Annotated in this window: 24 protein-coding genes; 18 read left to right on the forward strand and 6 right to left on the reverse strand. The window is 44.2% G+C overall.

Annotation, left to right across the window (positions count from 1 at the left end; genetic code table 11):
• Window positions 1-54: 54 nt before the first annotated feature.
• Both HOP38_RS03840 and HOP38_RS03845 read right to left on the reverse strand, forming a co-directional pair.
• Complete coding sequence (locus HOP38_RS03840; protein ID WP_124940750.1) at window positions 55-654, reverse strand: thiol:disulfide interchange protein DsbA/DsbL; 600 nt, start codon at window positions 652-654, stop codon at window positions 55-57.
• 63 nt (window positions 655-717) lie between these two features.
• Window positions 718-1,071, reverse strand: coding sequence for a hypothetical protein (locus HOP38_RS03845; RefSeq protein ID WP_124940751.1), 354 nt, complete (start codon window positions 1,069-1,071; stop codon window positions 718-720).
• A 192-nt stretch (window positions 1,072-1,263) separates the two neighbouring features.
• Between HOP38_RS03845 and HOP38_RS03850 the strand changes: the two genes are divergently transcribed.
• Window positions 1,264-1,779, forward strand: coding sequence for a glycine zipper 2TM domain-containing protein (locus HOP38_RS03850; protein WP_198557446.1), 516 nt, complete (start codon window positions 1,264-1,266; stop codon window positions 1,777-1,779).
• 66 nt (window positions 1,780-1,845) lie between these two features.
• On the opposite strand, the gene HOP38_RS03855 is transcribed toward HOP38_RS03850, so the two are convergent.
• On the reverse strand, window positions 1,846-3,933 hold the full coding sequence (locus HOP38_RS03855) for a flagellar biosynthesis protein FlhA (RefSeq protein WP_124940753.1): 2,088 nt from the start codon (window positions 3,931-3,933) through the stop codon (window positions 1,846-1,848).
• Between the two features lie 165 nt (window positions 3,934-4,098).
• On the opposite strand from HOP38_RS03855, the gene lafA reads away from it, so the two are divergent.
• The 17 genes from lafA (at window position 4,099) to HOP38_RS03940 (ending at window position 20,456) form a co-directional block, all read left to right on the forward strand.
• Window positions 4,099-4,989, forward strand: a complete 891-nt coding sequence (gene lafA, locus HOP38_RS03860) for a lateral flagellin LafA (RefSeq protein WP_124940754.1) — start codon at window positions 4,099-4,101, stop codon at window positions 4,987-4,989.
• Window positions 4,990-5,055: 66 nt separating this feature from the next.
• Window positions 5,056-6,378: a flagellar filament capping protein FliD gene (fliD, locus tag HOP38_RS03865; protein WP_198557447.1), complete on the forward strand. Its 1,323-nt coding sequence runs from the start codon at window positions 5,056-5,058 to the stop codon at window positions 6,376-6,378.
• A 12-nt stretch (window positions 6,379-6,390) separates the two neighbouring features.
• Entirely contained in the window at window positions 6,391-6,795 is a 405-nt protein-coding gene (gene fliS, locus HOP38_RS03870) for a flagellar export chaperone FliS (RefSeq protein WP_006074328.1), read from the forward strand.
• The gene (locus HOP38_RS03875) at window positions 6,779-7,081 is read left to right on the forward strand and encodes a hypothetical protein (RefSeq protein WP_006074329.1); all 303 of its coding nucleotides are present in this window, start codon (window positions 6,779-6,781) and stop codon (window positions 7,079-7,081) included. The genes fliS and HOP38_RS03875 overlap by 17 nt, the downstream gene beginning before the upstream one ends.
• Window positions 7,082-7,704: 623 nt before the next feature.
• Window positions 7,705-8,262 (forward strand): flagellar hook-length control protein FliK, encoded by a 558-nt coding sequence (locus HOP38_RS26195; protein ID WP_423250087.1) that lies wholly within the window; start codon window positions 7,705-7,707, stop codon window positions 8,260-8,262.
• 2 nt (window positions 8,263-8,264) lie between these two features.
• Window positions 8,265-8,699, forward strand: coding sequence for a flagellar biosynthesis sigma factor (locus HOP38_RS03885; RefSeq protein WP_124940757.1), 435 nt, complete (start codon window positions 8,265-8,267; stop codon window positions 8,697-8,699).
• A gap of 9 nt (window positions 8,700-8,708) precedes the next feature.
• Window positions 8,709-9,416 (forward strand): sigma-70 family RNA polymerase sigma factor, encoded by a 708-nt coding sequence (locus tag HOP38_RS03890; protein WP_006074332.1) that lies wholly within the window; start codon window positions 8,709-8,711, stop codon window positions 9,414-9,416.
• Window positions 9,404-10,270 (forward strand): flagellar motor stator protein MotA, encoded by an 867-nt coding sequence (gene motA, locus HOP38_RS03895; protein WP_006074333.1) that lies wholly within the window; start codon window positions 9,404-9,406, stop codon window positions 10,268-10,270. Before HOP38_RS03890 ends, motA begins: the two co-directional genes overlap by 13 nt.
• Window positions 10,271-10,286: 16 nt before the next feature.
• Window positions 10,287-11,255, forward strand: a complete 969-nt coding sequence (locus HOP38_RS03900; protein WP_124941227.1) for an OmpA family protein — start codon at window positions 10,287-10,289, stop codon at window positions 11,253-11,255.
• Window positions 11,248-11,538, forward strand: a complete 291-nt coding sequence (locus HOP38_RS03905; protein ID WP_006074335.1) for a hypothetical protein — start codon at window positions 11,248-11,250, stop codon at window positions 11,536-11,538. Before HOP38_RS03900 ends, HOP38_RS03905 begins: the two co-directional genes overlap by 8 nt.
• Before the next feature lie 418 nt (window positions 11,539-11,956).
• Window positions 11,957-13,414, forward strand: a complete 1,458-nt coding sequence (locus HOP38_RS03910) for a protein adenylyltransferase SelO (RefSeq protein ID WP_198557449.1) — start codon at window positions 11,957-11,959, stop codon at window positions 13,412-13,414.
• A 161-nt stretch (window positions 13,415-13,575) separates the two neighbouring features.
• A complete protein-coding gene (locus HOP38_RS03915) occupies window positions 13,576-14,304 on the forward strand; it encodes a response regulator (RefSeq protein WP_006074338.1) in 729 nt (242 codons plus the stop codon).
• A 3-nt stretch (window positions 14,305-14,307) separates the two neighbouring features.
• Window positions 14,308-15,762, forward strand: coding sequence for an ATP-binding protein (locus HOP38_RS03920; RefSeq protein ID WP_198557450.1), 1,455 nt, complete (start codon window positions 14,308-14,310; stop codon window positions 15,760-15,762).
• A gap of 98 nt (window positions 15,763-15,860) precedes the next feature.
• On the forward strand, window positions 15,861-17,117 hold the full coding sequence (locus HOP38_RS03925) for an ABC transporter substrate-binding protein (RefSeq protein WP_038223373.1): 1,257 nt from the start codon (window positions 15,861-15,863) through the stop codon (window positions 17,115-17,117).
• A gap of 242 nt (window positions 17,118-17,359) precedes the next feature.
• The gene (locus HOP38_RS03930; RefSeq protein ID WP_031493103.1) at window positions 17,360-18,358 is read left to right on the forward strand and encodes a TRAP transporter substrate-binding protein; all 999 of its coding nucleotides are present in this window, start codon (window positions 17,360-17,362) and stop codon (window positions 18,356-18,358) included.
• 80 nt (window positions 18,359-18,438) lie between these two features.
• The gene (locus HOP38_RS03935) at window positions 18,439-19,092 is read left to right on the forward strand and encodes a TRAP transporter small permease (RefSeq protein ID WP_198557451.1); all 654 of its coding nucleotides are present in this window, start codon (window positions 18,439-18,441) and stop codon (window positions 19,090-19,092) included.
• 2 nt (window positions 19,093-19,094) lie between these two features.
• Window positions 19,095-20,456, forward strand: a complete 1,362-nt coding sequence (locus tag HOP38_RS03940; protein ID WP_006075545.1) for a TRAP transporter large permease — start codon at window positions 19,095-19,097, stop codon at window positions 20,454-20,456.
• Between the two features lie 32 nt (window positions 20,457-20,488).
• Here HOP38_RS03940 and HOP38_RS03945 read toward each other — a convergent pair whose 3' ends face one another.
• The 3 genes from HOP38_RS03945 to HOP38_RS03955 form a co-directional block, all read right to left on the reverse strand.
• Complete coding sequence (locus HOP38_RS03945; protein ID WP_006075546.1) at window positions 20,489-20,677, reverse strand: hypothetical protein; 189 nt, start codon at window positions 20,675-20,677, stop codon at window positions 20,489-20,491.
• Window positions 20,678-20,773: 96 nt separating this feature from the next.
• The gene (locus HOP38_RS03950) at window positions 20,774-22,120 is read right to left on the reverse strand and encodes a sigma-54-dependent transcriptional regulator (protein WP_006075547.1); all 1,347 of its coding nucleotides are present in this window, start codon (window positions 22,118-22,120) and stop codon (window positions 20,774-20,776) included.
• Window positions 22,121-22,123: 3 nt separating this feature from the next.
• The gene (locus tag HOP38_RS03955) at window positions 22,124-23,914 is read right to left on the reverse strand and encodes a sensor histidine kinase (RefSeq protein ID WP_198557452.1); all 1,791 of its coding nucleotides are present in this window, start codon (window positions 23,912-23,914) and stop codon (window positions 22,124-22,126) included.
• Window positions 23,915-24,137: the final 223 nt, after the last annotated feature.

The raw sequence follows: 24,137 nt of genomic DNA on the forward strand, positions 1-24,137 counted from the left end.
GCGAAGGTGAAGCTCTAGGTTTTTCTTATGCTTGTCTGAGCAGAACTAAAGCCACTACAGCGTGAGCAGGTAATTCACTAATTCGTTGTACTCCTTATAACTTTTAATACCTGTCGGCTGAACGATGTATTTGTTGTTAACTAATACACCAGGTACGCCAGTTAATGTGCTCGCATCAAACTGCTTATCAAATTTCTTCTGCATTGAGTTGACGACAAAACTGTTGTACGCCGAGTCAAAGGCTTTGCCATCAATACCATTGCTGACAAAGATTTGTTTGAGCTCTTGCTCGTCAACTGGTCTTTTGCCTATTTCGTGGATCTGATTAAACATCGCAGGAACCATCTTATCTTCTACCTTTAAAGCAACCATGGTGGCGTACGATTTTGCCATTGGTACTGCCATATCATTGCCCATAAACGCAACGTGCACTTTCTCAAATTTAACGCCATCAGCTAGCGCAGGCTTGAGGTTTTCTACTACAGATTCGAATTTGTAGCAGTGCGGACAATAAAATGAAAAGAACTCGGTTACTTTGGGTGTGGCTGACTTTTCAACATCCAATACTTTGTAGTGAGTACCTTGCTCAAATTTAGCCGCATGAGCCGATACGCTGAGTAGTAGCGCAGAAAAAAGGGTAAACAATGCCTTCATAGGGATAACTCCGAAAAAATAAATAGGGTGCGAAATCTCGCGTTAAATGCTGGGGAAACGGAGTTATGCGATAGGAGGGCGGAAAAGGGTTTGAACTCTGCCAATTGCTTTGCCTATGTCATCAATTGACATTAAGGCGAGCGACGTGGTGCCCGAGTTAAGTACGACCAATGATTGTCCACAAGGAACTTTAAGCAAACAAAATGACGCACAGCATTGATGTGGATTAGCCATTTCCACTTTGTTTGATAGTGCTTTGTTAGAGACAACTGAGTTGGTGTGGCTATCGAGCGTTGAGAGAGAATGGGAAAAGACTTCGTTTGACTCGTTACTGATCGCAACAAAACTCACTACCAGCATAATGACTGATAGGGACAGAGCTAGTGTAACGGTAAAACAACGAGAAAACATGGCCATCAAACAACGATTAGGACGCGAGCATCATACCCTAGGGACATTAAAAATACAGGTTTACCATCACAGTTTGACGCTGCGCTAATAGTGCTCTGACTCTTTACCAGACAATGACATAGAATTCATTCACCGCTGAAATACACGGTTCTTTCCTCCTTATCATGCAGCCGTAGCAACAATAACTAGGAGAATTCCATGAACAAGAAAGCAGTGGCGCTGGTAGTAATGACGATGTTGGCAATGTCTGGTTGTCAAAAAGAGCAAGAAGCTCCAACGGAAGCCAAAATAACTTTTGTAGAAGCGGTGACCAAGGCAATAAAAACACCGCATCAAGAGTGTAATGATGTAGTGGTGACTAGACAGGCTGAAGTTAGAGATGAGAATAAGCTCTTAGGAACGCTAGGTGGGGCGGCCGCAGGTGCTGCACTAGGTAATCAAGTTGGTGGAGGTTCAGGAAAAACCGTCGCAACGGCAGTCGGCACTGTAGCGGGTGCTATGACAGGAAGAAAAATCCAAGAAAATGCTCAGAAGAATGACACCGTAAGTACAACAGAAAGACGCTGCACAACAAAATACACTACGTCTACCAAAGTGGTCGGCTACGATGTCACTTATGAAGTCTCAGGTACTCCAACGACTATCCGAATGGATAGTAAGCCAAAGACGGGTACTTTTCCGATTGTTTCAGGGCAAGTTGTTATTCCTCAATAAACGTCTCCACCCCCAAAAAAAGAGTTGATTGATGCCGAGTTATTAACGTAACTCGGTTTTTTGACTCTACTCAACATCGCCAAGTACGTTTAACCCATACTCATTCGGAATTTCATTGTAGCTAAGCACTATAAGCTCTTTGGCAAAAGCCTTAGCTAATTTGGCCACCATAGGTCGTGTGGTTGGTGGAACAACGATAACGGGTGGCAGATTTTGGCTTTGCATGGTTTGTACTATGGTCGGCATACGATTTTGAAACTTCTGTAAGACAGAGGGCTCGACAGGGATGGCATCTAACGGAATGTTAGGATCGCTCTGTTGGCTAAGAGAAATCGCGCCCTTAAGCTCATTTTCCAACGCAGAACCGATAATAAAGGCGTTAATAGTTTTGCTGTTGGGTGATACCAAATTTACTATGGTACGTTTTAACGCCACACGAATATTTGATGACAGCAAGATTGGATCTTTGACGGTATCGATACTTTCGATAATGGTATTCGCTATGGTTCGTACATTAATGATTGGCACTTGCTGAGCAAGTAACTGACGAATCACTTGCATTTGCAGGTTCGGTGAAATGATGTTGGCGAGGTTTTCTGCCAGTTCAGGGTGGTGAATAGCGAGTCGATGATTGATTGCCTTAACATCATCATAATTAAAGATATTATCGAGATGTTCACTGCATACCTTACTGACGTGAGTCGCAATTACGTCATACACCTCAATGACTTGAAATCCGAGGTTAATGGCTTTAGTTTTGTCTGCTTGATTAATCCATAGAGCTGGAAGCTGATAAGCAGGGTCGACACCCACGATGCCATCTAAGTCTGGATGATCAATTCGGTTGCCCACTGCCATGGACTTATCGGCATAGACTTCACCACGTTCTATTTCATCACCATCAATGCTAATTGCGTATTCTGAGGGTTTGAGCGCGAGATTATCGGTGATAATCACTTCTGGAATAACAAAGCCAATTTGTTCGCTAAGTGTTTTTCGGCTGCCGCGAATACTCTTGATCAGATTGCCTCCTTTCTTGTTATTGGCAAGAGGTACCAATTTAAATCCCAGAGAGAGTGCTATCACATCGACATTGGGAATGATGCTCCAATCAATTGTGCTTTCATGATTGGTGCGAGGTAAAGAGCCCACATCAGATTCAACCTGTTCAGGGGTAGCCTGAAACTTTGACTGGCGCCAACCGACAAATGCCAGTAGGACAGTGAAAGTATAAAAAGCCAGATGAGGCATATTCGGCACGCTACCTATTACGAACATTACGCCCGCTGCCATATAAAGGTTGTTTGGCGAGGCGAGCAACTGCCTCTTTACGGTTTGTGCCATGTCATTATCATTGTCACTAATACGCGTCACGATAATGGCAGCGGAAGTCGCGAGTAATAGTGATGGGATCTGGGCGACGAGGCCATCACCTATAGTCAGTAAAGCGTAGGTTTGAAACGCTTCTTCTGCAGAAAGTCCATGTTCAAAAATCCCGATCAGCACGCCACCGATCAAATTGATGAACAGGATCAATAGTCCAGCAATAGCATCGCCTCGAACGAACTTACTCGCCCCGTCCATTGCGCCGTAAAACTCCGCTTCTTCACCGACTTCTAAGCGTCGAACTTTGGCTTCGTTTTGGTCTATGGCACCTGCATTGAGGTCGGCATCGATTGCCATCTGTTTCCCTGGTAGCGCATCAAGAGTAAATCGTGCAGATACTTCTGAGATCCGCTCGCCACCTTTGGTGATCACCACAAAGTTAATGATCATCAGAATCACAAACACCACAATACCAACAACGTAGCTACCACCAATAACGACTTCACCAAACGACTGAATGACTTTACCAGCGGCATCGCCACCGTTATGACCCTCAAGCAAAACGATGCGAGTTGATGCCACATTCAGCGTTAAACGAAGCAATGTCGCGACCAGAAGCAGGGATGGAAAAATAGAAAAGTCGAGAACTCGAGTGACGGTACTACTGACCAGCAGTACCACAATAGCTAGCATGATATTAAAGGTAAAAAACGCATCGAGCAGGATCGGTGGCAACGGCAGAATAACCATCGCGAGGATCATGAGTAGTACGATTGGAATCGTTAACCTTGATGCCACTGCCTTAAATACGTTTCCCATAACAGCCATTTTTGTGGTTATTGTTGATTAAAATACTAGGATATTTTTCACGCACTTCTCATTTTTGAGTCTTGCAATTTTAAGGTTTAGTGATTTTTTTCGAAAAAAATGAAATGGAATTTTTCCACTGTCGTTAGCAGTTACTGAACAGCAAACACAGATGGGGATCATCAGATGGCTATATCAGTACACACTAACTACGCAAGCTTGGTCACGCAGAACACTTTGCAGTCGACAAACAGTGCGTTAACTAAATCTATGGAAAAACTGTCTACCGGCTTTCGAATTAACTCAGCTGCGGACGATGCGGCGGGTTTGCAAATTGCTAACCGTTTGGAAGCGCAGTCTCGTGGTATGAATGTAGCAATGCGTAACTCACAAGATGCTATTTCGATGTTGCAAACAGCAGAGGGTGCCTTCGATGAGATGACTAATATCGCATATCGAATGAACGACCTAGCGACTCAAGCGGCTAACGGCACGAATACTACAGCAGATTTAGCTGCATTGGATTCAGAGTATCAGCAGTTAGGTGAAGAGCTGGCGAATATTTTGGCAAACACTAACTACGGTGGTAACAACTTGATGAGTGGTACAGGGGCTTTTGATGCCACTATCGATTTCCAGATAGGTAGCACATCAGCAGAAACGTTGACATTCGATACAACGGTTGGCGGAGGGTCATCGGCTCTAGCCGACATTCAGACTTTTGTAGGTACTTCTGGGTCATTAGGTATTGGTGATTTGACAACACAAGCTAATGCACTTGCCGCTATGGATGCTTTGACTGGCGTTCCAGCAACGGCAACGGACAATGGATTTGTCGGTAACCTAGGTGAAATTCGCTCTACATTTGGTGCCACAATCAATCGACTAGAACACACCATTACCAACCTTGGTAATATGACTGAAAATGTGGACGCTTCTAAAGGCCGAATTATGGACACTGATTTTGCCTCAGAATCGGGCAATATGAGCAAACAACAAATGCTAATGCAATCAGGGGCGTCAATGCTTAGTGCATCGAAAATGGTACCTCAACTAGCGATGAGCTTATTAGGATAACCATAGTCACAACATTCCAAGGAGGGGAGAGCTGTACCTCCTTATTGTACTAAAGAGGGAAGGATCATGAACGTTGATGCGGTGCAGCTCGCCAGTAATTTTGCAAGCTTAGATGTACAGCCTTTTGAGCTGCGCTATAACCAAAAATTGTCAACGATTTCGTCTAAGACTTCTGCCATCAACAAAGTCAAAACCGCATTACAATCTCTCGAAGATAAAATCTACCAGTTTACAAAAACCGGCTCTAGTCTCACTCAAACCTCAACATCAATCTCTAGTGAAGACTACTTTTCGTTAACCACAAGTCCAGGTGCTGAAGACGTTAATCTTGATGTCTTCGTTAAGCAGATGGCTTCTAATCATCAAGTTGTATTTGATGCTAATTCTACCGATCCGAACGATGTTATGGCTACGGCTGGAAGTTTTTCAGTGACTCAAGGTGGAGTCACGACCAACATCAACATTATGGATGCCGATACCGACATTAGTGGCGATGTCACCTACAGTGAATTTGTCACTTACTTCAACGATCAGTTTGACGGTTCAATTCAAGCAACGTTAGTGAAGTCGCAAGGGGCGATGAAAGTGTTGTTTGGCTCCGACAATGAAGGGGTTGATGCCAGTTTCACCTTATCTGCAGATGCGGCAAGTGGTTGGGATACTACGGTAGCAGCGGCAAGTGCGGCGCCGTTACAAGCTGGTCAAGATGCCATTATTACTCTCGGCAATGAATTTGGTACGCAGCTGACCAGCTCTAGCAATACTTTCGAAGACTTAATAGATGGTGTAGACCTCACGGTTCGCAAAGCCAACACCAGCGGTGATACTGCGACTAGTATCAATATAGGCGATGATATATCAGCCACCGTAGCATCGCTGCAAGAGTTTGTAGACGCCTACAACAACGCCGTCAGCGAAATCACTAACTTGACTCAATCAGGAAACGAAGATGAAGCACGGGGCGTGCTCGCTTCCGATAGCACAATACGCAATATCAAAAATCAATTATCCAATGTTATTAGAGCTGACTATGACGGAACTCGACTCTTTGAGTTAGGGCTGGAAATTGATCGCGACGGCAGATTGAGTTTGGACTCGGGTACGTTTGAAAGTGCGGCTTCTAGCATCGATTTTGAAACACTATTTACAGGTACGGGCGGTGTTTTTGAAGCGTTTGAAACGCAGTTAGAGAGCTATATCGACTTCTCAAATGGCTCGCTCAATCGCCGAATTGATACCTTGAACGATGAAAAAAGTCGTATTAACGACGCTCTATCCGTTTTGGATACGCGTTATGAAACCTATTACAACCGCTACCTTGCCCAGTTTACCCAATTGAACTCACTAAGTAGCCAATTGGATTCTGTTTCCGGACTTTTCACGGTTTAGGGAGAAACCGCCATGCTATTAGGAAAACAGCAACAAGCTAACTATGCCAATGTTCAAGTCGCTGCTAACGCATCGGTCTCATCGAGCTTTGAGTTGATATGTATGCTACATGAGCGTCTGATTCAAGAGTTAGAAAGCGTTAAATACGCGATAGAGCATAAGGATCTCGAGCTCAAATCCAAAGCTTCTCAAAAATCCATTGATATCTTAGTTGGGCTAGACGCTTCTCTCGATTTGTCGACAGGTGAAGCTTTGATTCAGAACATCCATGCGCTCTATGAACATGGTATTGCGACTGTATTTGAAGCATCTAAGGAGATGAATACCGAGCTGATCGACAAGCTTATTGAAGTGATGACTGATCTTAAAGAGGGATGGGAAGGCGCAATGGAGTGGCTTGATGAAGCCCAGTCCTGAGCAAGTAGAACGTCTTGTTCTCAAGCTAGAACAGGCGGTCAAAAACAGACAATTTTCTGAGATAGAAAAGTTAAATCGTTTGCTCAAACAGGTGCTGCTAACCATAGAGCAATCACATCCGAGCTATCTGCCTCTGGTCGTGCGATTGAAAAGTGTTCACAACCAATGCAGAGCATTAGTAGAGCATGAACAAGTCATCCTTAAACAGCAGCTTAGTGACAATTCAAGTCTGCGCGAGCGAGATAAAGCGTATGCCCAGACACAAGTGAGAGCAGGAGAACAGTGATGGAACTGCAAGGGAATATGGCATCAAATAGTTGGGCGACCAATGGATTGGTTTTTGATTTGCTGTCGGCGGTAGATGCGACGGTGAAGAGCAATTCGACCTCTACGGCTCTCAGTTCCTTGTCTTCTGAGCTTGGGGAAACCCGAATGACGCCACTCGCTCATTCATTTCAAACTCTGTTCTCAGTGCTTAATCAGGTGCAGCAGTCCTTGCCTATTGAACAAGACGTCGTAGTCTCTGAGAGCGTTATTCGCAGGGTTAATGAGAGCCGTAATTTAGAGTCTGTGAGTCTTGAAGAGCCTACGCGGACGTCAAGTGTTAACTTGCTTCTGCCAGCAGAACAGTTACCGCTTCGACTAAATGGAGTTGCACGCTCAATCGCAGATTCTATTAAAGTGCTAGAAGCGTCATCGCAGTCCCATCTTTTTTCTTTTGAAGCTGACGAGTACAAAAATGATGAAGTGCTAGTGACTTCAAACAATACCTCCTTTTCTCAACAGGTACTGAGTGCTGTGATATTGGATGTTAAGGACAGATGGCTACCAAAGGGCCTTCCCCAGACTAATCCTAATTTGCTCAACTTGGAGTCGTCGTTGCCTAGCATTGCGTCTAAGGCTAGCTCTATGAACCCTTGGACACCAGCTAGCTTAAAGCTTAGTACGCAATTACCGCTTGGATCAATCACCCATCAATCCATCGAAGCGCCGTATCTAGCCAATGAAACGACAGCAAGTCGATTAGTACCGACCATTGAGGTAAGTAAAGCGCTTGATGTAGATAGTCAAAGACAAATTCATCAAGTGTTGAGAGATAAAATACAACTTCAATTGGACACCATGAATCAAGCGGCTCGAATACGCTTTGATCCACCTGAGCTTGGAAAAGTGGAGATGCACGTAAGAGTTGATGGCGAGCGGGTCACGATACAAATGAGCGCTACATCTGCTGCCACGCGAGAGGCAATTTTAGCAACGTCAGAGCGTTTGAGGGCGGAGCTCGTCGCACAAAATAGTGAGTTGTCTGAGGTAAATATCTCTTTGGAACAATCGAACTCACAGCAGTTTCAATCTCAAGAGCAGAGCGATCATTCAGAGCAAGAGGTCAGCCCGCAAGCGCATGATCTTCCTTCTCAAGATAACGGCGATGTTTTGGAATATCGTGCATACATTGCGAGGGCTTAGAGATGACTAAAATTATCGTTACGTTCATCGTTACTCTCGCGCTTTCGGTCACAGGTTTCTGGTTGTACCAAAGTAATACGCTGAATATGGAGTCCTTGACTGCTTGGCTTTCACCGAAAGAACCAGAGCCAGCTAAAATGCAGCAGGTTGAAATTCAGCTAGAAAATGTACTGGTGCCTATTAATCTGGGCAATCGACAAAGCTTGCTTTTGCTTGATGTTTCTATGTTTACCCCACAGAAAAACGGCGCATACGTGTATGAGCAATTAAGCCGAATTAAGAACCGCATCATCAAAAAATTCAGTGTCAAAGAGGCCTCTTATTTCTACAACAAACAGTTTATCTATGTGATTCAGGATGATCTCAAAGATGACTTAGATGAACTACCGAGCTTGCAAGTTGGCGATGTACTTGTCACCAAAGCGGTATTTCAATAGGTCGTTACTATGTTGATGCAGCCCAAATACCAGCACACCCAAACTAACGACCAAGCGACGTTGCAGGAGTTAGAAAAATTGGTGCTGCAACAAAACATCAAGTTGATTAACGGACTGCTGTATCAATATCGCTACGCAGTTGATGAAGGAACGTTTGAGGATTTACGGCAAACGGCCATGATGACTTTGGTCATCGAGCTTAGGAAGTTTGACCATGTTGCTAATGATGATTTTCGACGGGCGGTAGCGGTACGAATTCGAGGCGAATTAGTCGATGAACTCAGACGTCGCGACTATATGGAGCGAGATAAACGCCAATTGGTGAATCGAATCAAGCTCGCTGAAAGACAATTAGTACAGCAGTTGGCAAGACAGCCCACAACTAATGAGATTTGTCATTACTTAGGCATTGAAAGTAATGATTATCAACAAGCGATGACGTTAGTGGATGTGTTTGATGATATTGAGCTGGAAACGGTGGTGACAGCCGTTCCGGAGACAGACAGAGAAGTGCTTTTTAATGAGGTGAAACAAGTGTTGAATACGCTCCCTGAGATGGAGCAGCGCATTCTTTACTTGGTTTACGTGAAAAGTTTAAGCACCAAAGAGACGGCACTGGTCCTCGATATCAACGAAATCAAAGTGCATCGATTAAAACACCGAGGTTTAGACATTCTCAAGAGTAGAATGAAGGAGAGTGATGTATGCAAAAACTAATCGGTATTGTTATCGTGCTGAGCGTTATTTTTGGCGGCTTCATTTTTCTTGGTGGGAAGTTTGAATTTATTTTCAAGCTGTCGGAAATCATAATCATTTTTGGGGCGGCATTTGCCAGTCTATTAATGTCTACTACGTCTGCAACGATGAAATTGATGGCTCAGCAAGTTGGCATCGCTTTTCGTTCTACGCCTTATAACAAGGACTATTATCAACAGTTACTATCGTTAATGTTTGAGCTAATCAATACTGCACGAGTTCAGAATATCAAAGCGTTAGATATTCATGTTGAGAATCCTGATTCAAGTAAAATTTTCAGTAAGTATCCAAAGATCACGAGTGACGCTCTTACGACTCAATTCATTATTGATTCATTTCGACAAGTGATCACTGGTAAACAATCGCAACATGTATTGGAAGCATTTCTAGAAGAAGAGATCGAGCATCTCGAGGATGAATATACCAAGCCTTCCGAGAAACTACACGCTACTGCTGAGGCTATGCCGGGGCTTGGTATTTTAGCTGCAGTAATGGGGATTATTCTGACGATGCAAGGCCTTGACGGTGAGATCAGCGAGATTGGTCAGAATATCGCTGGCGCTCTGGTGGGAACATTTACTGGGGTTTTTGGTTGTTATTGTGTACTTGGGCCAATGTCTAGCAGTATCAAAGATGTTTCTGAGAATCAGTTAGCGCCACTACTGTGTGTGAAATCAATCCTGTCTGCTTACGCTCAAGGTCAATCGGCGCACATGTGTGCTAATGCTGGACGCAAAAACATCGAAACTCGTTATAAGCCGTCATTTGTTGAGCTAGAAAAAGCAGTCGAAGTGCTCAGACAGCAGCCTTCATAGGGCTAAGGAGCGAATGATGGAACAGCCAAATGTCATCATCAATAAAAAAGGGCGCCGTAAGCGCGGCGAGCTGCAACACGGCGGATGGAAAGTTGCCATGGCAGATTTGATGATTTCGCTAATGTGTCTTTTCCTCGTGTTGTGGATACTGCAAGTCGTCGATGTGGATGACCAGAAGAAATTGTTGAATTACTTTGCCTATGGCAATGATCCCATCATGCACTTAGGAACGAACGAAAGTGGCGGCAACTCAATTAACCCACTGCCATTACCTCATGTAGCAACCTCTCATTACGACGCGGAGCTGCATCGCATTAATGACACTTCTGTACTTGAGGGTGAGTTTAATAGCCAACAAGAACTGGAAGTTTTGGCGCAGCGAGTCAAACAAGAGTTATCCGGAATTGATGCCCTAGGTAGCGTCAGTGTGTTCGTAACACCTCAAGGCGTGAAACTAGTCATCGCAGACTCTGATAAAGGCCCGATGTTTTTCCGAGGAGGGGCCAAGGTAACGCCTTTCTATCAAGACTTATTGCTGAACCTAGCCGGATTACTAGAAAAAATCGAAAACAAAATGATTATCACCGGACACACGGATGCAAGTCGTTATAAAGGAAGTCGAATGACTAACTGGGAGCTTTCAAGCAATCGTGCTAATAGCGCTCGGTACTATTTGGATAAGGGCGGTCTTCAAGAGCGTCATATTTTTCAAGTAACGGGGATGAGTGATACGGCACCAATTGACTTTAATAACGCCAAATCCGGTATTAATCGCCGTATCGAGTTGTACATTTTAACCGCTGAAACTTTGGCGCAACTGAATAAGGTTTACAAAGCCTTTGCTCTAGAACAAGCGACCAGACCTTCGCCATTGGCAGAAAAAGAACTCGACACAGTTTTACGAGAATCGCACCGTAAAGCGCTGCAAAAAGCAGATTATAATCAGCCAGTTACATCATTTGAAGTGATGAGCCGTTATGACTGAACTCATTCACTCTGTGCTGAACATGCGAAAGTGCTTAGCTTGGTTAGTGGTTATAGATTATGTATTAATTGGTTTTTACGTCTATTTGGCAACGAGCTTAGTATATTTTGATGTTTTTCTTATTGGAGTTTTGATCGCACTGTACAATATCCTATTGGTGACCGTTGTCATCAATCAGCCGCCAGGCTTTATTTCACTGGATAGAGACAAGCACCTTGTTATCCCAATCTGCTTTGCAACTTTTCTTGGTTGCACTATCGTTGTTTTGACCGTTTTCTGGTAATTTTTTGGCTCTATTTCAAAGATTTTTGCGAACAGCGTTGCAAAAATAACCATTTAGGCCTAAGTTGTAATGGTAGTGTAACAAAAAGGAGAGTTTGCCTATGCATCAAGAAATGATTCAACCTTCCAACCTCGGCGTTATTAGTCGCACTTGCCTGTTCTCTCTCGGTACAGTGGTAGCCATTCTGGCTATGCTCTAATAACTTAGACTTCTTAGGGGACAGCCCAAACTCAGACGCTTTGTTTAGTAGATGGGTGTTCCTCTAGGCAACGTAAATCGTTTTTTCTCCCCGTTATAAAGCTCTCTTTTTTCTAATATCCTTACTTTTCGTTAATACCCACACTTTTCGTTTGTTTTCTATCCACCGCGACTCGCTATACTCTAAGTAATTGTTATTAAGACTTGTATAGAGCCGCCTATGTTTTCGCTGGATTCACTATCCTTTTCTCATCGTTTTTTAGCTCTGCCGAATAGCTTTTATACCCAAGTTGAACCGACGCCTCTCAACAATCCTCGTTGGGTTGCATGGAATCAAGAACTGGCAGGTGAACTGGGATTTCCAGAGATGGTTGAAGGCGAACAAGCCTTGCTTGATGTTCTTTCGGGCAGTGTATCGAGTGAGCACATCAAGCCACTCGCAATGAAATACGCGGGTCACCAGTTTGGTATTTATAACCCTGATTTAGGTGACGGTCGTGGTTTGTTGCTGGGTGAAGTCGCAGGAAAGTCAGGGCAGACTTTCGATCTTCACCTCAAGGGTGCGGGTCAAACACCGTATTCGCGAATGGGAGATGGTCGGGCGGTTCTACGCTCGACAATTCGAGAGTATTTGTGCAGCGAAGCCATGGCAGGGTTAGGTATTCCTACCACTAGAGCATTGGCAATGATGGTAAGCGATACGCCTGTGTATCGAGAGCAAGTGGAGCAGGGAGCATTATTGGTTCGTGCTGCCGACACACATATTCGCTTTGGTCATTTTGAACATTTCTTTTATACCGGTCAGCATGAGCAGCTTCGTCTACTAGCGGATAAAGTAATTGAGTGGCATTTCCCTGATTGTTTGGACGCTGACAAGCCCTATGTTGCGTTCTTCGCTGAAGTTGTTCGATTAACTGCAGAAATGATTGCTCACTGGCAAGCCAAAGGGTTTGCTCATGGGGTGATGAACACAGATAACATGTCGATATTGGGTCAGACATTTGACTATGGCCCGTTTGGATTTATGGATGACTACGAACCGGGTTATATCTGTAATCATTCCGACTACCAAGGTCGTTATGCGTTCGACAATCAACCGTCCATAGCGATGTGGAATCTCACCGCGTTAGCTCATGCTTTGTCTCCACTTATAGATAGAAAAGACTTAGATCATGGATTGGAAACCTTTACGCCAATCTTGCAGACAGAGTACAGTTGCCAAATGCGCGACAAGTTTGGGTTGTCGACCAAGCAGAGTGAAGATGGAGATTTCTTTAATCGAAGCTTTGACCTCATGGAAAGTGAAAAAGTGGATTACACCCGATTTTTCAGGGCACTATCGAATATCGATAGTACCGGCATTGCTCCTGTTGTTGACCTGTTTATCGATCGTGCTAAAGCGCAAGCGTGGGTAGAAAGCTACCTGCTACGTTGTATGTTAGAAAATGATTCTGAAGCCGAGCGCTGCCGAAAAATGCGTTTAGCGAATCCAAAGTACATTCTCAGAAATTATTTAGCCCAACAGGCCATAGAACTTGCTGAGAAAGGCGATTTTTCACTGGTTCATCAGTTGGCGGACTTACTCAAATTCCCTTACGAGGAACAAGCAGAACATGAAGAATTTGCCAAGCTTCCACCTGAATGGGGTAAACGTATGGAAATCAGTTGCTCATCATAAAGATGAATGAATTTGTTAACCCTTTATGGCTAAAAAGTATCATCATGTCATTTTTGTGACCTTGCGCAAATTCGAGCTGCAAATTTTATAAACGAATCAATAATAAAATTTCCGCTAAAGCCTTACACTATAGGGAGTAAGTGCAGACTTAAGGAAATAAAATGCAGGCTAAGACGCACATTTTGGTTGTAGATGACGATGAAGAGATCCGTCTCTTACTCGATGAGTATTTGACGAAATCTGGCTTTCAAGTTTCTACTGCTGAAGATGGGGTAGAAATGGAGCTGTTTATTAAGGCTAAAGGCTACCCGGATCTTATTCTGCTCGACGTCATGCTACCGGGAGACGATGGTTTTACTCTTTGTCAGCGTGTACGACGAGACTCGCAAGTACCCATTATTATGCTAACCGCAGTATCTGACGAAACCGATCAAATTATTGGTTTAGAAATCGGTGCTGACGATTACATTGCGAAACCATTTAGTCCGCGTCAATTGATGGCTCGAATTAAAGCACTGTTGCGCCGGACCCATCTCAATGGCGATAAGGCAGAAGAAACGCCACCAAGAACGATCGATTTTGGCGACTGGCATTTGGATACCATTGCTCATCGTATGACCAATAAGGTGAATGGCCGTACGCATGATTTATCCGGTAGTGACTTTGCGTTGCTAATGCTGTTTCTGTCTCGCCCGAATGAAATTCTTGATCGAGATACTATTTCGTTTGCGACTCGTGGCCGTGAAGCCCTTCCTTACGAACGTGGCATTGACGTTCAGTTAAGCCGAATTCGAAATCGATTAGGTACTAGTAAAAACTTCCCTCACTATATTAAAACCATGCGTGGTAATGGGTATATTCTGTCTGTTCCAGTGGAATATGGCCAATAACACATGTCTAGAACTCATTGGCTAAAGCGTTTTAGCCCTAACTCTTTAGTCGCGAGAACACTGCTGCTGACTTTGTTGGCAGTCGTGTGCTCTCAAGGTGTACTCACGGCAATTTGGTACCAAAAAACTAAGCAAGATGAGCTATCAGGTATTCGTGATACCTCTGCTAGTATGGCGACAATGTTCGCTTCAACGGTGACCTTTTTCCAAAAACTCCCTATTAAATATCGCCATATTGTTCTCGACCAGATACGTAATATGGGTGGTACTCGTTTCTTCGTTTCATTCAATAAAGAAGAACTCATCGTTGACCCCATTCCAGACACCCCACTTAAACTGGCGTCTATGGATTCGGTGACCAAAGTGCTGGAAGAGAAGCTACCGACCATAGAAGCTGTAAAGGTGAACTTCTCGAAAGCAGAGAACTTACGACTGCTTAAAAACGATATTTTTATTAAGGACCTGCCTAAATCTTGGGCTCACCATACGTTAACGCTAGGTCCACTAGACCCACCAATTCTGGTGGTGCAATTGAAGCTTAATCAAGATGAGTGGATCTATATCGCGGCTTTATTGCCTTCACCATATATTCAGCTCGAAGATACCATGCTGACTCAAGATCAAATGGTGTTCTTATTTACTTCTACAACCTTGTTGCTGATCCTGACTTTCCTTTTGGTTCGTGCTCAAGTTAAGCCTTTGAGAAGGTTGGCGAAAGCTGCGAATGAAATGAGTATGGACATCGATCAGCCACCATTAAGAGAAGCTGGTGCTTCTGAACTCGTGACAGCAACACGTGCGTTCAACCGTATGCAGACACGTATTCGCCAGTATGTATCTGACCGTGAACACCTGTTTTCTTCTATCTCTCACGATTTGAAAACGCCTATTACACGTTTGAGGTTGAGAGCAGAACTTCTAGATGATGATGTCAGGCGAGACAAGTTTAACCAAGATCTGGATGACCTTGAAATGATGGTGAAAGGCGCGCTGCAGTGTGTACGTGATACCGATTTACATGAAAACAATGCCTACATTGACCTCAATGAGATGATTCGCAGTGTTTCAGAGACACATAACCAAGTGCATACGCTGGTTAGTTTCACCGCGCTTCCGATGGAGCCAGTAGTTGTTAAGCCACTAGCCATTAAACGAGTGCTGACTAACCTAATCGATAATGCGGTTAAATATGGCAATCGAGCATTTGTCAGCATTGAAGAGAATCCCAAATGGATCATCATTACCATTTTAGATAAAGGTCCTGGCATACCGGAGTCTCGCATCGAAGAAGTGTTCGAGCCATATGTTCGCATTGCAACGGATAAAGAGGGGCATGGTTTAGGCTTGGGGATCTGTCGCAGTATATTGCACGGCCTTGGCGGCGATTTGATCATTCGTAACGCAGATTTCGGTGGGCTAGAAGTACAAGTGTTTATTCCGCCCAACCTAGAGGCCTAGGCAGGCTAGCTATTGAATTAACCTCAGACAGAGCGTTAAAGTCACTGATTCCAATAACTCGATATCACTTTAGTGATATCGATGCACAGATAACGGCAATGAATATGCGTAAATCACTACTAGCGTTACTGCTTACTTCCACAATCTTTCCTACTTTTCTGCAAGCGAGTGAAGTTGAGGTGTTGCACTGGTGGACATCTGGCGGTGAAGCTAAATCGGTTCAAATCCTAAAACAGAAATTGGAGCAGCGAGGTTACACCTGGAAGGACTTTGCCATTGCTGGTGGCGGTGGTGAAAGCGCTATGACAGTGCTGAAAACCCGAGCGGTCTCGGGTAATCCTCCGTCAGCTGCCCAGATCAAAGGTGAGGATATTCAAGAGTGGGGAGGTTTAGGTTTTCTGACCAATCTTGATGATGTTGCCAAAGCTGATGGGTGGGATGAAGTATTGCCACCTGTCGTAGCGGCAGGCATGAAGTACGATGGCAAATATGTTGCTGTTCCAGTCAATATCCACCGAGTTAACTGGCTCTGGGTCAATCCACAAGTATTAGAAAAATCGGGAGTGGATTCGGTTCCAGAAACTTTAGAACAATTCTTTGCTGCTGCGGAAAAAATCAAAGCTGCGGGCTTCACACCTCTTGCTAATGGCTCAGGCCCTTGGCAAGACACAACACTGTTTGAAACCATTGCCCTTGCGGTACTAGGACCTGAAGATTTTAGACAAGCGTTTGTTAATCTAGATATGGACACTTTGTCGAGCGACAAAATGGCGAAGGTATTTGAGACGTTCGGCCGAATGCGCGAATACATGGATGAGGACGTCCAAGGTCGAGAGTGGAACGTGGCAACCAACCGAGTTCTTAATGGTCAGGCTGCTATGCAGATCATGGGAGACTGGGCCAAGGGTGAATTTACCGCCGCAGGAAAAATTCCGGGTAAAGATTACCTATGCGTTCCCGCGCCGGGTACTAAAGGGCAGTTTATCCAGAATGTTGATAGTTTCGCCTTCTTTGATATCAAAGACGAAGCCGAAGTGAACGCCCAGAAAGCACTCGCCAGAACCATCATGGATAAGCAGTTCCAAGAAGTGTTCAACTTAAACAAAGGATCTTTCCCGGTTCGAACCGATATGGATATGCACGGTTTTGACAAGTGCGCTCTGGATTCTAGAAAAACATTTGAGCAAAGCATTGAAAATGGTGGTTTAGTACCAAGTATGTCGCAAAATATGGCGACAACGAGTTATGTACTGGGCGCGATTACGGATGTAGTTTCCAACTTTTTTAACGATCCAGAAGCTGATCCGAAGAAAGCTGCTCACAAATTAGCGAAAGCGGTTAAAGCGGCTATCTAGTAACTGCTTTTCCCGTTAGAAAAGCGGAAGTTACCATGGGTAGAAATGGGCTTGTTTCTACCCTTTTTCATTTTATAAATGTGTCACTTTCCACCCATTTCAAAGGCTGGTTCTACACTTGAAAATAGAAATCTTTTATAACTCGTTGTAATTATAGCTTTTTTTTGATTGGCATCGTTATTGCTCTAACAAGATTATCAGTACCCATTGAAGGGACTGCATTAATCCAAAGGAGAATAATAATGTTAAAGCCTCTATCCCTACTGTCTGTTTCTGCTATTGCTCTAGCAAGTTTTAATGCCTCTGCGGCGTGTGATCCAGGTGAGATTGTGATTAAGTTTAGTCACGTAACCAACACCGACAAACACCCTAAAGGTATTGCCGCGTCATTGTTAGAAGAGCGTGTAAATACAGAAATGAATGGTAAAGCGTGTATGCAGGTGTTTCCTAACTCTACTCTTTACGATGACAATAAAGTTCTCGAAGCCCTTTTAAACGGCGATGTTCAACTTGCCGCTCCTTCACTTTCTAAATTCGAGAAATTCACCAAGAAGTACCGCATCTTCGACCTACCTTTCCTATTTGAAAACGTAGAAGCCGTTGATCGTTTCCAAAACTCAGAGTCGGGTGAAAAACTGAAGAATGCGATGAATCGTCGTGGTCTGCAAGGTCTGGCATTTTGGCATAACGGCATGAAACAAATGTCGGCGAATAAGCCACTTCTTGTTCCTGGTGATGCGAAAGACCTGAAATTCCGTGTTCAAGCTTCTGACGTGTTAGTTGCTCAGTTTGAACAGTTAGGTGCAAACCCTCAGAAAATGTCATTCAAAGAAGTGTATGGCGGCCTGCAAACGAAGGTTATCGATGGTCAAGAAAACACGTGGTCAAATATCTACGGCAAGAAGTTCTTTGAAGTTCAAGACGGTGTGACAGAAACCAACCACGGTATTCTTGACTATCTTGTAGTGACTTCAAAGGAGTTCTGGGATGGTATGCCGGATGATACTCGTGAGCAGTTCGCACAGATCCTAAAAGAAGTGACTGAGACTCGTAACTCAGAGTCGAGCAAAGTGAACCTAGCCAATAAAAACAATATTGTTGAAGCGGGTGGTGTCGTGCGTACTTTGACACCAGAGCAACGTCAACAGTGGGTTCAAGCTCTGCAACCTGTTTGGAAAAAGTTTGAGAAAGACATTGGTGCGGACTTGATCGAAGCCGCTCAAGCATCAAACCAACAATAACCTCGAAATTCATTGTTAAGGGCCCTACGGGAAGTGGGGCCTAACCCTCTGTCCCTACTATTACAAAAGCGATGTATCACATGGAACAGTCTCTTATTTCTCGTATTGGTAAAGTGACCGATGCTTTTGAAGAAACGCTGATTGCTTTCTTCCTTGGCGCGATGACTTTGCTCACTTTTGCTAACGTTATTTCTCGTTATGTATTTAACGATAATATCCTTTGGGCTCTTGAACTTACCGTATTTATGTTTGCCTGGATGGTCCTTGTCGGCGCGTCCTATGGTGTTAAAAAGCACTTTCATATCGGTGTGGATGTTGTCATCAACATGGTATCGGAGGATAAACGCAAACGGTTTGCCATTGCCTCGGTATTAGCTTGTTTGGTGTTCTCTATCTTATTGCTAATCGGTTCGTGGAACTACTGGTACCCCTTTGCCACCGAGCGAGCTTGGTATGAAACCGACGATATTCCTATGCCTGAGGTTTTACAGTTTTTAGCAGACTGGCTAAATGAAGGTGAACGTTACGAAAAACTGCCGCGCTTTATTCCTTATATGGCACTGCCAATAGGTATGGCATTACTGACCTTTAGATTTGCTCAAGCCGCTTACCAGATAATGACGGGTAAGTTGGACCGACTGATCGCAGGTCATGAAGCTGAAGAAGATCTAGAAGCGTTAAAAGCGGAAATGCAGGACAACGCGTTTGACAGTGTTAAAGACAAGGATAAATAAGCATGGATATTCTATTACTCTTCTTAATGGTGGTAGGCTTCATGCTAATTGGCGTGCCTATTGCCGTATCACTGGGTTTGTCCAGTATCTTGTTCCTACTAATGCACTCGGACGCATCGTTAGCATCTGTAGCGCAAACCTTGTTTAACGCCTTTGCAGGCCACTACACGTTACTTGCAATTCCATTCTTTATTCTGGCATCGAGCTTTATGTCGACGGGTGGTGTAGCAAAGCGCATCATTCGTTTTGCGATTGCTATGGTCGGTTGGTTCCGCGGTGGCCTTGCCATGGCATCAGTGGTGGCGTGTATGATGTTCGCAGCGTTATCGGGTTCATCGCCTGCAACAGTGGTAGCGATTGGTAGTATTGTTATCGCGGGTATGATCAAAAATGGCTATACCAAAGAGTTTGCAGCAGGGGTCATTTGTAATGCTGGTACTTTAGGGATTTTAATCCCGCCATCCATTGTAATGGTGGTCTACGCTGCGGCAACGGACGTTTCTGTAGGCCGTATGTTCCTTGGTGGCGTTATCCCAGGCTTGCTTGCGGGCTTGATGCTAATGATCGCCATTTATATCGCTGCAAAAGTAAAAGGATTGCCAAAGCAACCATTTGTAGGTTGGAAGGAAGTTTTCGATTCCGCTCGTGAAGCGAGTTGGGGTTTGCTGTTAGTAGTGATTATTCTTGGCGGAATCTACGGTGGTGTATTTACACCAACAGAGGCCGCAGCGGTCGCAGCAGTGTATTCATTTTTGATTGCTAACTTTATCTACAAAGATATGGGGCCGTTTGCTGATAAGGAAAATACCAAGCCAGCGATAGTTAAAGTGTTCCAAGCTTTTGTGCATAAAGATACCAAGCATACTCTGTTTGAAGCAGGAAAACTGACTATCATGCTTCTGTTTATTATTGCTAACGCTCTGATCCTTAAGCATGTATTAACAGAAGAACGTATTCCTCAAATGATCACCGAATCAATGCTTTCGGCAGGCCTTGGTCCAATTACCTTCCTGATTGTGGTGAATGTCCTACTGCTTATTGGTGGTCAGTTTATGGAGCCATCTGGCTTGTTGATCATCGTGGCGCCGTTAGTTTTCCCTATCGCCATTGCACTGGGTATCGACCCGATTCACCTTGGCATTATGATGGTCGTGAACATGGAAATAGGGATGATAACTCCGCCAGTTGGACTCAACCTGTTTGTCACCGCAGGGGTGGCGAAAATGTCGATGATGGGTGTGGTGAAAGCAGCACTGCCTTGGGTGGCGGTTATGTTCCTATTCTTGATAATTGTTACTTACGTACCTTGGGTTTCCACTTGGCTTCCGACCACATTAATGGGGCCAGAGATCATTACTAAGTAACCATTTATTAATAACAAAAAAAGAGGAGGTCGTTAGACCTCCTCATCTATATGCTTGATATTCTGTGTTCTTGGATCCGGCTGAGAGCGTCTTTCATAAAAAACACGTCTACTCTGTTTTTTTCTTCTGTCTACAGTCTCGCTGGTGCGATGCTCAACGTAAAAAATACCATCGATTTCTACCGTATCAGAAATAAAGGGAACCTTTGTTTTTTCGCCCATAATCGTCTCCCTACGTGTTCTTATACCCAATTGTTATGCAACATCCTGTCTATATAATTTAAGTATAGGAGACTTGGCTCACACTTCTACAGTATTTTAGTAGGAGCTTTTGTAGGATTCCTTAATGAGCTGATATTTCTGCATTTTATCGTACAAAGTTTTTCTAGGAACGTTGAGCTTTTCCATTGTCGCCTTGATGCTACCATTGGTTTCGATAAGGGCATGCTCAATGACATTTTTTTCGAATAACCCCACTTGTTCGGCGAGAGACTGTCCTTCGCTACTTTCTTCTTGATTAGGCGTGCCTGCTTGAATTTTACCCAGTAGGACAAAACGCTCAGCACAGTTTCTTAGCTCTCTCACATTGCCGGGCCAATCATGGCCAATAAGTTGGCTAAGTTCGTGAGGAGTTAATGCATTAGCGGTTTTTCCATAGCGGGATGCAGCGACAAGCTGAAAGTGGTGGAACAGTGAAGCGATATCGTCTTTCCGCTCTCTTAGAGGAGGTAAATCTAAAGTCACGATATTTAGGCGGTAATAAAGATCTTGGCGAAAAGTACCTTGCATCGAAGCTTGGTTTAGATCGGTTTTTGTGGCGGCGATAACGCGAATATTTAGGGGAATGAGAGCATTAGAACCGACTCGCTCAATGGCTCTTTCCTGCAATACTCGCAGCAGTCTTATTTGCGCTTGCATTGGCATCGATTCTATTTCGTCCAAAAATAAGGTTCCGCCTTCTGCGTGTTCAAACTTACCAATACGTTTGCTCTCTGCGCCGGTAAACGCTCCTTTCTCATGGCCGTATAGCTCGCTTTCAATCAAATTCTCTGGAACCGCGCCACAGTTTACTGCGACGAAATTACCGTCTTTCCGTGAGCTTTGTTCATGTAAAGAACGTGCAACCAACTCTTTGCCTGTGCCCGTTTCTCCAAACAGCAAAATATCGGCATCGGTATCGGCAACCACAGAGATAGTAGAGCGGAGTTCTTGAATCACATTGGTGTCACCGATAATCCTCGGTCCAAGTGTTTGGCTTGCTTTTAGTGAGCGCTTAAGGCTTTCATTCTCAAGGGTAAGTTGTCGCTTCTCAATCGCTCGTTGTGTTATCTCGATGAGACGTTCAGCAGAAAAGGGTTTCTCGATAAAATCGTAAGCACCATCTTGAATGGCTTGAACCGCCATCGAAATATCGCCATGCCCAGTAATCAGGATGACGGGAATACCTTGGTGGTGGCGGGTGACAGTGTTGAGTAAATCCAGACCTGATAACCCAGGTAGACGAATATCGGAAATAATGGCAAGCGGAAGGTCATTTTGTTTTAGACACAACATGGCATCTTCAACAGACGCGAAGAATCGCGCCTCAATATCGGCGAGTTCGAAGCTTTGTTCCAACGCGGCTCTTATATCAGCTTCATCATCGATAAAAAACACTTGGCTCATAATTTAGTCCTTGTCCGCATGGGTGAAAATAGGCAATTCAACCGAGAAACGAGCGCCCCCAAGAGGAGATCGAGCGACACGAATCTTGCCGTTTAGGTTTTGAATAATTTGTTGGGAAATGGAAAGCCCTAACCCAAGGCCATTCTCTTTGGTGGTATAGAAGGGCTCAAACAGCTCTGCAATCGAGTTGCCATCCAAGCCCGGTCCAGAATCATCGATATGAATCGTCACTTTGGTTTGACCCTGTTCTATGGTCAACTCTAGTCGTTTTTGTTCACTATCATGCATGGCTTGCATTGCGTTAGTCAGCAAATTGATGAGGACCTGTTCAACCTGAATGGGATTGATTTGTACTAAGGTATCTTGCTGACCAATTTTACAATCGAGCGTGACTCGATGACTCTTAAGTTGTGGTTGAATTAACTCTATGGTTGAAAATATCACCGGAGCAAGCTTGATACGACTTAACTCATTGGCATCACTGCGCTTGGCGAAAGATTTAAGTTGCTGGCTGATTTTTGCCATTCGTTCAGTCAAAGCGACGATACGCTGTAAATTATCTTTTGCTCGGTCAACTTTGTTTTTGTCGATAAAACGTTGCCCGTTTTCAGCAAAGCTGCGAATGGCTGCAAGAGGGTTATTTAGCTCGTGACTAATACTGGCAGACATTTGACCTAGCACTGCCAATTTAGCGGCTTGAATGAGTTCATCATGAGCTTGTCGCAAGGCTTTCTCAGTTTTGACCCTTTCATCAATTTCTACATGCAGTTCGGCGGTGCGTTCCATCACCAAAAACTCAAGCTTTTGTTTCGCCTCAGTTTGCACCTGTTCGATCTGTCGGTGGCGATAGCGGCGGTTCTCAATCAGAGCGACGACTAGGTAAAGCGTAATAAAAACCAGTGCTAGCACGCTAATAAAGCCGAAAAGCTCAATATAGAGCGTCGAGAGAGGAGTTAATACCCTTAAAATAAGGTTTGGAATACCGGATTCACGCTGGGTAACCAAGTAGTGTTTGGTGAATATATTACCCTCAGGATTAGCAAGTTGGGCGGATTTTGCCGTCAGGTCACCGATGAATCCCAAACTGTGAATGTCGGTTTCTAAGTATTGTCTTGAATTACGGATACGTTGCAGTGTTTGCGAGTTCAGTGTTGAAAGACTGTTAAACAGCCAATTAGGGTTGCTAGACATGAACACGACGTGATTATTGTCGGTGGCAACATAGGTGCTAGTTTCACTTTGCCAGTTGCGTTCAATGGAAGACAGATCCATTTTGACCACCACCACACCAATGTTCTCTGCAGCATAAGTTACAGGAAAAGAGTAATAATAACCGCGTTGCCCAGATGTCGAGCCCAGCGCAAAATAAGTACTTCGTCCACCGTTAATGGCTTCTTGGAAATAAGGTCGAAATGCAAAGTTTTTGCCGATAAATGAACGTTCTAATGCCCAGTTACTTGAGGCAATGGTGTTGCCGTAACGGTCGATGAGATAAGTATCGGAAGCCAAAATAATCCGGTTGGCTTGCTCTAAGTAACGATTAGTCACTTCAATTTGAGCAGTGTTGTTTGGGGACAATAATGCGTCTACTAGTTCTTTATCTTGCGATAGGAGTTGTGGGATATGTCGATACTTGTCCAGTTTACTGTCGATGGTTTCTACGAATCGGTTCAGCCAATTGTTATGCTGTTCTTCAAGAGCAGCGTAGCTTTGCTGCCAGTACCATTGACCGCCTACAGTCGAAATTAAGAGAAATAGGGCAACAAAGCCTAGCAAAATCCGTTTCAATCGCATCGTCGAACCCCAACGTTAAACCCCAACGATTCCGTATGTCGTTTGAAAGCATAGGTTAACGAATTTGAGGGTTTTGTGGCAAAAAAGTTATAAGAACTGAGAGGTTAACGCGTTGCAAAACAGGAGCAAGATCTCTTTTTTCGCCATTCACCAAAAAAAGCCCTTCACTCTCTTGAAAAAGCCGATATTGTCCCCATTTCAAGTTGGAATCGGTTGAAAACGT

It is taken from the genome of Vibrio mediterranei, assembly GCF_013364395.1.
Classification (GTDB): Bacteria; Pseudomonadota; Gammaproteobacteria; order Enterobacterales; family Vibrionaceae; genus Vibrio; species Vibrio mediterranei.

Bases quoted from the DNA above. Each gene is read 5' to 3' on its own strand.
- HOP38_RS03840 (WP_124940750.1), bottom strand. From the start codon at position 654: ATGAAGGCATTGTTTACCCTTTTTTCTGCGCTACTACTCAGCGTATCG.
- HOP38_RS03845 (WP_124940751.1), bottom strand. From the start codon at position 1,071: ATGGCCATGTTTTCTCGTTGTTTTACCGTTACACTAGCTCTGTCCCTA.
- HOP38_RS03850 (WP_198557446.1), top strand. From the start codon at position 1,264: ATGAACAAGAAAGCAGTGGCGCTGGTAGTAATGACGATGTTGGCAATG.
- HOP38_RS03855 (WP_124940753.1), bottom strand. From the start codon at position 3,933: ATGGCTGTTATGGGAAACGTATTTAAGGCAGTGGCATCAAGGTTAACG.
- lafA (WP_124940754.1), top strand. From the start codon at position 4,099: ATGGCTATATCAGTACACACTAACTACGCAAGCTTGGTCACGCAGAAC.
- fliD (WP_198557447.1), top strand. From the start codon at position 5,056: ATGAACGTTGATGCGGTGCAGCTCGCCAGTAATTTTGCAAGCTTAGAT.
- fliS (WP_006074328.1), top strand. From the start codon at position 6,391: ATGCTATTAGGAAAACAGCAACAAGCTAACTATGCCAATGTTCAAGTC.
- HOP38_RS03875 (WP_006074329.1), top strand. From the start codon at position 6,779: ATGAAGCCCAGTCCTGAGCAAGTAGAACGTCTTGTTCTCAAGCTAGAA.
- HOP38_RS26195 (WP_423250087.1), top strand. From the start codon at position 7,705: ATGAACCCTTGGACACCAGCTAGCTTAAAGCTTAGTACGCAATTACCG.
- HOP38_RS03885 (WP_124940757.1), top strand. From the start codon at position 8,265: ATGACTAAAATTATCGTTACGTTCATCGTTACTCTCGCGCTTTCGGTC.
- HOP38_RS03890 (WP_006074332.1), top strand. From the start codon at position 8,709: ATGTTGATGCAGCCCAAATACCAGCACACCCAAACTAACGACCAAGCG.
- motA (WP_006074333.1), top strand. From the start codon at position 9,404: ATGCAAAAACTAATCGGTATTGTTATCGTGCTGAGCGTTATTTTTGGC.
- HOP38_RS03900 (WP_124941227.1), top strand. From the start codon at position 10,287: ATGGAACAGCCAAATGTCATCATCAATAAAAAAGGGCGCCGTAAGCGC.
- HOP38_RS03905 (WP_006074335.1), top strand. From the start codon at position 11,248: ATGACTGAACTCATTCACTCTGTGCTGAACATGCGAAAGTGCTTAGCT.
- HOP38_RS03910 (WP_198557449.1), top strand. From the start codon at position 11,957: ATGTTTTCGCTGGATTCACTATCCTTTTCTCATCGTTTTTTAGCTCTG.
- HOP38_RS03915 (WP_006074338.1), top strand. From the start codon at position 13,576: ATGCAGGCTAAGACGCACATTTTGGTTGTAGATGACGATGAAGAGATC.
- HOP38_RS03920 (WP_198557450.1), top strand. From the start codon at position 14,308: ATGTCTAGAACTCATTGGCTAAAGCGTTTTAGCCCTAACTCTTTAGTC.
- HOP38_RS03925 (WP_038223373.1), top strand. From the start codon at position 15,861: ATGAATATGCGTAAATCACTACTAGCGTTACTGCTTACTTCCACAATC.
- HOP38_RS03930 (WP_031493103.1), top strand. From the start codon at position 17,360: ATGTTAAAGCCTCTATCCCTACTGTCTGTTTCTGCTATTGCTCTAGCA.
- HOP38_RS03935 (WP_198557451.1), top strand. From the start codon at position 18,439: ATGGAACAGTCTCTTATTTCTCGTATTGGTAAAGTGACCGATGCTTTT.
- HOP38_RS03940 (WP_006075545.1), top strand. From the start codon at position 19,095: ATGGATATTCTATTACTCTTCTTAATGGTGGTAGGCTTCATGCTAATT.
- HOP38_RS03945 (WP_006075546.1), bottom strand. From the start codon at position 20,677: ATGGGCGAAAAAACAAAGGTTCCCTTTATTTCTGATACGGTAGAAATC.
- HOP38_RS03950 (WP_006075547.1), bottom strand. From the start codon at position 22,120: ATGAGCCAAGTGTTTTTTATCGATGATGAAGCTGATATAAGAGCCGCG.
- HOP38_RS03955 (WP_198557452.1), bottom strand. From the start codon at position 23,914: ATGCGATTGAAACGGATTTTGCTAGGCTTTGTTGCCCTATTTCTCTTA.